Below are 8,136 nucleotides of genomic sequence, written 5' to 3'. Positions count from 1 at the left end.
TATGGCCTTGCTCAAATTGATCTATCTGGCATATGGGAACATCCGAAAGAAGTGGACTCAACCGCTTCAGAACTGGAGCCTCACGGTGTCACAGCTATCGATTTGGTTCGAGGGAAGGCTGAAGCTATCTTTATAGTGATGTTGAAATATGGAAAACCCAGCCCACTATCAGGCACATGTTTCCCACATTCCAACATCTTCAACAATTATTACTGACACAGTTTATTTTACAGACCCTAACAAACATCCTAAACTTAAAAACACACCGTGTTTTTAAGCCATTCAAAAAGAAAAAGTGGTGCTGATTTTGGTCGACCAAAGTCAGCACCACTTTTTCTTTCCCCCAAACGCTCACCTTGATGAGCGTTCAGAAACCTGCTTGCGTTTGTGAGCGAAACCCACCGAACGAACTAAGCACGCACAAGCCCCTTCGAACTCCTCCGAAGAAAGCCAATCGCAACGTCTATTTTTTCAAGCTCTTCAAATACGCAATACTCTGCGGCACCTGCTCATTAACATGGCTGCTTTCGTCTTCAATAAAGAAATGTTTGATGCCAATCTTGTTTGCTTCACGGATAATGCCGGGGATGTCGATCTCGCCGGTGCCGAGGGCAACGTCGTTTTCAGTGGAGGTGCCGCCGGTGAGGTCTTTGGGTGTGCCTTTGCGCAGGTCTTTCATGTGCATGAGTTTCCAGCGGTTGCCGTATTTTTTGAGCAGGGCCACGGGGTTGCCGCCGCCAAAGTGTGTCCACAGCACGTCCATTTCGAATGAAACGTATTGGGGGTTGGTGTTGGCGATGATGTAGTCGAGCAAGGTGCCCTTTTCGTAGGGTTGAAATTCATAGCCGTGAATGTGATAGCAAAACGTGATGCCGTTTTCTTTCAGAATTTTGCCGGCGGCATTAAAGTCGGCGACGGCCTTCTTTGCGTTGTCGAGTGTGAAGTTTCCTTTTTCGTGGGGGATCCAGGCACACATCAGATACTTTGCGCCAAGGGCTTTTGCTTTTGCGGCAGCGCCTGCAGCGTCGGTCACCAGTTCTTCATAGCCGGCGCCGGTAGAGGGGATGGTGATGCCGCGTTCGTTGCACAGCTTCTTGAATTCTTCGGGAGGCATTTTTCCACCGCCGCCTTCAATTTCGGTGAAGCCCATCATCTTGATGGAATCGAGTGTGGCTTCCACGCCGTTGGGAAAACTTCTGCGGAACGTATAGGCCTGCACCCCAAATGGCGCGGTGTAGAGCGCGTTCTTATTTGTCTGTGCCACCACCTCGGGGGCCAGCGCAAACAGGCCGAGCACAAAGAGGGCTAAAGGAATGTGTTTTTTCATAGTGAATATATTAAGATGGATTGGTCGGGAAGTTAGAATTTTTCTGCTTCGGATTTTGCCGGGATTTTATAAGTGGCCTTTCTTCATTTCGTTCACCGCGAAGTTTGCCGCGCGCGCGCTGAACATCATGTAGGTTAAGGTTGGATTCTGTGTGCCGGTAGAGGTCATGCAGGCGCCGTCGGTAACGAACACGTTTTTGCAGGCGTGCACCTGGTTCCATGCGTTGAGCATCGACGTCTTCGGATCTTTGCCCATGCGCACGCCACCCATTTCGTGGATGTCGGCGCCGGGTGGTGTCTTGGTGTCGGTAGCGGTAACGTTGGTGAAGCCGGCTTTCTCGAACATCGCTTTCGATTCGGTCACATAGTCGGCCACCATCTTGTCGTCGTTCTCGGTCCAGTCGCACGAGATCACCAATTGAGGGATACCGTATTTGTCTTTCAGCTCCGGGTGCAGGCGCACGTGGTTTGTTTCAATGGGCACGCACTCGCCCATCATCCAGCTGCTGATGTGCCAGTTGCCCAGCTTGGGGTTCAGCAAATTTTCGCGCAGCTGGTTGCCGATCATGCTGGTGTCGGAGCCCATGCCGCGACCGCCGCCGATGCCAATGGCATAGCCGCGAAGGAAGTCGGTTTCCTGCTTGTGCACATTGCGGAAACGCGGCACATAGCCGTTGCTGGGATTGCGTCCGTCGGTGCGTTTGTTTTTGAAGCCTTCATATTCAGCGCTGGCCTTGCCGCGATAGTTGTGCCACGAAATGTATTTGCCCAACACGCCGCTGTCGTTACCCAAACCATGGGGGAAACGATTGGAGGTGGAGTTGAGCAGAATGGCGTTGGTGTTGAGGGCCGATGCATTCACGAATATGATTTTTGCATAAAACTCGATCGCCTCTTTGGTGGTGCCGTCTATGATGCGCACGCCGATGGCTTTGCCTTTTTTCTCGTCGTAGAGAATGGAGTGCACCACAGCGTGTGGCCTAACGGTTAGGTTACCTGTTTTTTGTGCCCACGGCAGGGTGGAGGCATTGCTGCTGAAGTAGCCCCCGAACTGACAGCCGCGGTTGCACATGGTTTGATTGTGGCAGCGCGCACGACCTTGTGCCGTGTGAATGGCCTGCGGGTCGGTGAGGTGCGCGCACCGTGCCTGGATGAGATGACGTGTGCCGCCGTAGTTTTTCTCCAGGCTTTCTTTGAAGTATTGTTCGATGCAGCTCAAGTCAAAGCCGGGCATCACTTCGCTGTCGGGCAGTTCGGGCAGACCGTCTTTGTTGCCGGCGATGCCTGCGAATTTTTCTACGTGTGCATACCACGGTTCTACATCGGCATAACGGATGGGCCAGTCCACGGCAAAGCCGTCGCGTGCGGGGCCTTCAAAATCGAAGTCGCTCCAGCGTTGGGTTTGTCGTGCCCACAGCAACGACTTGCCGCCCACGTGATAGCCGCGAAACCAGCGGAAGGGTTTTTCCTGTACAAACGGTTGCTCGTCGTCGGGCAGTGCCCAGTGAAATGTTTCGGCGCGCATGTTGCGGGCGGTCTGAAAATCTTTGCGTTGTTCCAGTGTCACGCTGCCGCGATATTCAAATTCGTAGGGTGCCTTGCCGGCCGTGGGATAGTCGGTGACGTGTTTCACATCGCGGCCACGTTCCAGCACGAGCGTCTTTAGTCCCTTCTCACAAAGTTCTTTGGCCGACCAGCCGCCACTGGCGCCCGAACCGATGACGATGGCATCGTAGGTTCTTTTTTCGGTGGAATCGATATTAAAATTTGCCATGGGTGATTATGCGTTTACGTCGACACAGCCATAGTAGTGGCCGGGCGCGGTTTTGTATTCAAGATAGTTCGTCATCACTTCGCGTGAGGTGCTGAAGCCGCGGATGGTCTCGGCTTTGACAAGCGTGAAGAATTCTTTTTCCGAAGCATCGGCCGAATGGGCAAAGGCCATCAGCAGCGCTTCGCGTTCATATTGTGCGCAGGCCGAAAATGGTTGGCCGTATTTGGCGGATGCAGACGCCTCCAGTTTGGCAAGCTGTGTTTTGATGTTGGCTTGCACGGTGGCGTCGTAGCAATGGTCGAACAGTTTTTGGAGAAACTTGTCAACGCCCACGCTTAGTCCACCCACCACCACACCTTGTGGAAGAATGGTGTCGACCACGGCGGCAAGCATGGCTTGTTCGGCAGCGACAAAGGAGGAAGCATGTGTGGCAAGGTCATCCACATGCCATTGACCGGCCCAAGCCGGTAGTGCCAGCAGGCCACCGGAGGCAGCCATCAGCATTTTTAAGGATTCGCGGCGATTCATAGCGGGAAAAGGTGTTTCGGAAAAACTTACCCTGAAGGTAGTCTTCGAGGGGGTGTGGCGAAAGCTATATTATATGAATGGAGGTCGTTAAATCGAATGAAATGGCATGGATGGTTTTGGAGGGAACAAGGCAAAAGGGTATATTTCTTCTTAAACGATTTAAAGAACATGGCAGGAATTGATTTGATACGAAAGAATGCGCTTATCATTTCGGCCGTTCTGGTGTTAGCCCTCATCACTGTGAACACCGGCATCATTTATTATAACGACTGGGTGTTGAAAGACACCACGCGGGTGAAAGCAGAGACCGAACGTGCCGGCTATCTGGTGAGCCAGATCTGGAACCAGGTGGTACGCAACGTAGACATCGGCATGCGAGGCTATGCCATCACCAAAAACGAAGACTTGCTGGGTCCCATGCGCGATGGCATCCGCGACAACCCCATCATCCTGGGCGAGCTGCGCACCATCACCCAAAAACAAGGCTTCGAACATCCGGGCACGCTCGACAGCCTTGCCGTGTGTGTCAACAAATTTATTGCCACCACCCAACACATGGTGGGGCTGATCAAGATCGACAGCATGACGGAGTTTCACGCGGCCCTTTCTGCCGACCCGGGACGTGCTGCCTGGATGGTATACGATCGCAATGCGCGGGTTGTGAAAGCCTTTGAAGACGACCTCAGTCAACAAGCACAGACCTCCTATAAAAGCGCCAACGACCGCACGCTGGTGGTGCAAACCATCCTGAACATCATCGCGTTTCCTTCACTGCTGTTTCTCATCTTCAACGTGGTGAAAGAAAAACGCGAACGGCGCGAACTGTTCTCCAAGCTCGAAGAAAACAATCGAGCCTACTTGTTCAACCCGGGCACGGACGCCAACCGCGCCGCCGAAAACGACGTGATCGATTTCTCCATACGCAACTTCAAAACGGCCGCACATTTTATTAACCAGGTGTCGAACGGAAATTTCTCGGTGACCTGGGACGGCTTCAATGCCGAAAACGAAAAACTCAACACCAGCAACCTCGCCGGCGAACTGGTGCTGATGCGCGACAAACTGAAAAACATCAAAGCCCAGGACGAAATCCGGAACTGGACCACCGAAGGCCTTGCCCGTTTCTCGGATGTGCTGCGCAAAAATCAGGACAACCTTGAAGCCCTCAGCCTCGACATCCTCACGTTTCTCACCAAATATCTCCAGGCGCAACAAGGCTGTCTCTTCATTGTGCAGGAAGACCCTGAAGACGAGACGCACAGCTACCTCGAGATGGCCGCTTGTTATGCCTTCGAAAAAAAGAAATACGTACAAAAGAAACTGGAGATCGGACAGGGACTTATCGGACAAACTTTTCTGGAAGGAACCCCCGTGCTGCTCACCGATCTTCCCAATGGCTATACAGAAATCACGTCGGGGCTAGGGCACAAAACACCGTCGGGCTTGCTCATTGTGCCCATGAAAGCCAACGAAAAAGTGGAAGCCGTTATTGAACTGGCGGGCTTTCAGAAGTTTGAAAAACACCAGGTCGAGTTCATGGAAAAAGTAGGCGAGCTCACCGCGTCCACGTTGGGGTCGGTAAAGAACAACGAGAAAATGAAAGCCATGGTGGACCGTTTCAAAACGCAGACCGAACAGCTCAAATCGCAGGAAGAAGAGCTCCGCCAGAACCTGGAAGAAATGGAAGCTACGCAGGAAGCGCTAATCCGTGCGGAAAAAGAGAGACAGGGATAGCAAGGTGGTATTTACCTTTAGCCCTGAGTACTTTATATCACTTCATTTTTTACGCTTCCAGTCAAGACCCCATGCTATGCGCATTACGAACCTCTTAATACCCGCCCAGGCATGAATTGCATAGGCATCGAGATCGGGGGCACCAAGTTGCAGATCGTGTTGGGCGATGGCGTGTCGGGCATTCAGCGGCGTGTGCGGTTGGATGTGCAACGTGGCAAGGGCGCGGAAGAGATTCAAAGCCAGATCGAATCGGTGCTCGACCAATTAGTGCCCGATGGATCGGCCAAGGCCATCGGCGTTGGTTTCGGAGGGCCAGTAGATCGCGTCGCGGGCCGGGTGCACACGTCGCACCAGGTGTCGGGCTGGTCGGGCTTTGGTTTGGTGGAATGGCTGGAAAAGCGGTATGGCATTCCGGTGGCGCTCGAAAACGATGCGAACGTGGCGGCGCTGGCCGAAGCCTTGTTTGGCGTCGGAAAAGATAAAGACATTGTGTTCTACATCACCTTGGGCAGCGGCGTGGGCGGCGGCCTGGTGGTGCATAAAAAACTATATCATGGCGCGGTGCCAGGCGAAGTGGAGGTAGGGCATCTCCGGCTCGATCGAAACGGCACGTCGCTGGAATCGTGTTGCTCGGGATGGGCCGTCGACAAACGCGTTCGTGAAGCCATTCAACAGGAGCGCTCCGGTGTGTTGTTCGACCTTGCACATGGCGCACAAAGTGGTGAAGCGCGCTACCTCGCGCCGGCGTTGGCCTTGGGTGACGACACCGCCAAGCGCATTCTACACGACATCGCCGACACGCTGGCCTTTGGGCTTTCGCATGTCGTACATCTTTTTCATCCCGATATTATTGTGATCGGTGGAGGCCTTTCCCTGATTGGCGCACCACTGGCTGTGGCTACGGCGGCCGAATTGCCGAAACATCTTATGCAAGCCTTTGTGCCGGGCCCCACCGTGGCGCTGGCACATTGTGGCGAAGACGTGGTGCCGCTGGGTGCACTTGCCCTGGCCCGCAACCGCTTGTCGATTTAAAAAAAAACTAACGTTCCCTAATTTTTAGCATGCTCATGAAAGCCTATTTCACAAACTACATTCAACAACTGCAAGCCACCCTCGGAAGTGTTCCAACGGAACAGCTGGAGCACATTCTGGAAAAATTCAAAGACGCCGCGGCGAAAGAGCAGCAGGTGTTCACCTTTGGCAACGGCGGCAGTGCCATGAGCGCCTCACACTTTGTGACGGACCTGGGCAAAGGGTCGTCAGACAAGATGACGAAACGTTTTCGTTGCATTTCGCTCAACGACAACGTCGGCTGGCTCACGGCGTTGGGCAACGACTATTCGTATGATGATATCTTTGTTCGCCAGCTCATGAACCTGGCGCGTCCCGGCGACCTGGCTTTTACCATGAGTGTGAGCGGCAACTCGCCCAACCTGGTGAAGGCTGTGGAGTGGGCAAAGCAAAACGGCGTCTACACCATTGCGTTGCTGGGCGGCCAGCGCGGGGCACTCACCAACCTGGTGGACTATCCCGTGGTGATTGATTCAAAACACTATGCCCGCGTAGAGGATGTGCACATGAGCATTTGCCACATGATCAGCTTTGCCTTCATAGAGCATCCTCTGGGATAATCGTTGGCAATCGATCCCCGAAAACTTTTGGGAAAATAAAGTGCCGCGTCCAAACTTGTTTTTGCCGATCGCTGTTCTACTTCACATCCAACCGTAAAAATACTGTGACGATGAAGTTGAAATTGAGTGTGCTGGATCAAACACCGATCCGGCGGGGCAGCAATGCCGTGGAGGCCCTTCAGGAATCGATCGCCCTGGCGCGTTTTGTAGACAAGCTGGGCTACACGCGCTATTGGCTTTCCGAACACCACAACATCACCACACTGGCCGGAGCCGCCCCCGAAGTATTTATTGCGCGCCTGGCCGGAGAAACAAAAAACCTCAGGTTTGGGTCGGGCGGTATCATGCTGCCCAACCACAGCACGCTGAAGGTGGCGGAAAATTTCCGGCTGCTCGAAGCGCTCTATCCCGGCCGCATCGATTTGGGCGTGGGGCGTGCTCCCGGCGGCGATCGCCTCACGGCATCGTTGCTCAATCCATCAAACACGTTTAGTCCTAAAGACTATGTGAAGCAGCTGGTGGACCTGAAAGGTTTTCTGAACCTCGACACCCAGGCAGGTGCTGTGCACGACAAGGTGCGGGCCATTCCCAACATCACAACAGCTCCTGCGTTGTGGATGCTCACGTCGAGTGGCGAGAGTGCCTACATCGCGGCCCACTTTGGCATGGCCCTCTCGTTTGCACAGTTCATCAATCCCAACGGCGGACCGGAAGCACTGGAGGCCTATCGCAAAAACTTCAAGCCCAGCGAAGAGCTGCCCGAGCCACAAACCAGCGTGGGCATCTTTGTGTACTGCGGCGAGACGGAAGAAAACGTGACGCGCGCACAGGCTGTGATGGACTATCGTTTCCTCAGCATCGAGAAGGGCAGAGTGGACGAGTCGCCTTCCTATGAGTCGGTGAAAAACTATACCTACAGCCCCGACGAATGGCAGCGCGTGCTGCACAACCGGGGCCGCATGATTGTGGGCAACCCTGAATATGTGAAAACAAAGTTGCTGCGTCTTGCCGATAATTTTCAGACCGAAGAAATTGTGATGTCCACTTTTGCCGACACCTTCGAAGACCGCCTGCGGTCGTATGAGATTTTGGCGGACGTGTTTGAATTGGTTCCCACAACGGTTAACGCCGAATAGAAAAAAC

Annotated in this window: 7 protein-coding genes and 1 pseudogene; 5 read left to right on the top strand and 3 right to left on the bottom strand. The window is 53.6% G+C overall.

From position 1 onward, the window contains the following. Window positions 1–136 (top strand): annotated as a pseudogene (locus tag JI741_RS33245) (IS256 family transposase); the annotation flags it as partial. Between the two features lie 327 nt (window positions 137–463). On the opposite strand, the gene JI741_RS22105 reads toward JI741_RS33245, so the two are convergent. From JI741_RS22105 to JI741_RS22095, 3 genes are all read right to left on the bottom strand, one after another. Further along, window positions 464–1,327, bottom strand: a complete 864-nt coding sequence (locus tag JI741_RS22105) for a sugar phosphate isomerase/epimerase family protein (protein WP_202013565.1) — start codon at window positions 1,325–1,327, stop codon at window positions 464–466. A 66-nt stretch (window positions 1,328–1,393) separates the two neighbouring features. Continuing rightward, window positions 1,394–3,100, bottom strand: coding sequence for a GMC oxidoreductase (locus tag JI741_RS22100; RefSeq protein ID WP_202013563.1), 1,707 nt, complete (start codon window positions 3,098–3,100; stop codon window positions 1,394–1,396). Between the two features lie 6 nt (window positions 3,101–3,106). Beyond that, window positions 3,107–3,628: a gluconate 2-dehydrogenase subunit 3 family protein gene (locus JI741_RS22095; protein ID WP_202013562.1), complete on the bottom strand. Its 522-nt coding sequence runs from the start codon at window positions 3,626–3,628 to the stop codon at window positions 3,107–3,109. Window positions 3,629–3,796: 168 nt separating this feature from the next. Here JI741_RS22095 and JI741_RS22090 point away from each other — a divergent pair, with 168 nt between their 5' ends. The 4 genes from JI741_RS22090 (at window position 3,797) to JI741_RS22075 (ending at window position 8,129) form a co-directional block, all read left to right on the top strand. Further along, window positions 3,797–5,362 (top strand): GAF domain-containing protein, encoded by a 1,566-nt coding sequence (locus JI741_RS22090; RefSeq protein ID WP_202013561.1) that lies wholly within the window; start codon window positions 3,797–3,799, stop codon window positions 5,360–5,362. A 111-nt stretch (window positions 5,363–5,473) separates the two neighbouring features. Beyond that, window positions 5,474–6,394, top strand: a complete 921-nt coding sequence (locus JI741_RS22085) for an ROK family protein (protein WP_202013560.1) — start codon at window positions 5,474–5,476, stop codon at window positions 6,392–6,394. Window positions 6,395–6,429: 35 nt separating this feature from the next. Continuing rightward, on the top strand, window positions 6,430–6,993 hold the full coding sequence (locus JI741_RS22080; RefSeq protein WP_236676212.1) for a D-sedoheptulose-7-phosphate isomerase: 564 nt from the start codon (window positions 6,430–6,432) through the stop codon (window positions 6,991–6,993). 110 nt (window positions 6,994–7,103) lie between these two features. Continuing rightward, complete coding sequence (locus tag JI741_RS22075; RefSeq protein ID WP_202013558.1) at window positions 7,104–8,129, top strand: LLM class flavin-dependent oxidoreductase; 1,026 nt, start codon at window positions 7,104–7,106, stop codon at window positions 8,127–8,129. The last annotated feature ends 7 nt before the right edge of the window (window positions 8,130–8,136 follow it).

It is taken from the genome of Chryseolinea lacunae (genome assembly GCF_016735595.1).
Lineage (GTDB): Bacteria > Bacteroidota > Bacteroidia > Cytophagales > Cyclobacteriaceae > Chryseolinea > Chryseolinea lacunae.
Note: the sequence above shows the minus strand (reverse complement) of the source record. Positions and strands in the feature narration are given on the sequence as shown.

Coding starts and splice junctions, on each gene's coding strand:
- JI741_RS22105 (WP_202013565.1), bottom strand. CDS start 1,327: ATGAAAAAACACATTCCTTTAGCCCTCTTTGTGCTCGGCCTGTTTGCG.
- JI741_RS22100 (WP_202013563.1), bottom strand. CDS start 3,100: ATGGCAAATTTTAATATCGATTCCACCGAAAAAAGAACCTACGATGCC.
- JI741_RS22095 (WP_202013562.1), bottom strand. CDS start 3,628: ATGAATCGCCGCGAATCCTTAAAAATGCTGATGGCTGCCTCCGGTGGC.
- JI741_RS22090 (WP_202013561.1), top strand. CDS start 3,797: ATGGCAGGAATTGATTTGATACGAAAGAATGCGCTTATCATTTCGGCC.
- JI741_RS22085 (WP_202013560.1), top strand. CDS start 5,474: ATGAATTGCATAGGCATCGAGATCGGGGGCACCAAGTTGCAGATCGTG.
- JI741_RS22080 (WP_236676212.1), top strand. CDS start 6,430: ATGAAAGCCTATTTCACAAACTACATTCAACAACTGCAAGCCACCCTC.
- JI741_RS22075 (WP_202013558.1), top strand. CDS start 7,104: ATGAAGTTGAAATTGAGTGTGCTGGATCAAACACCGATCCGGCGGGGC.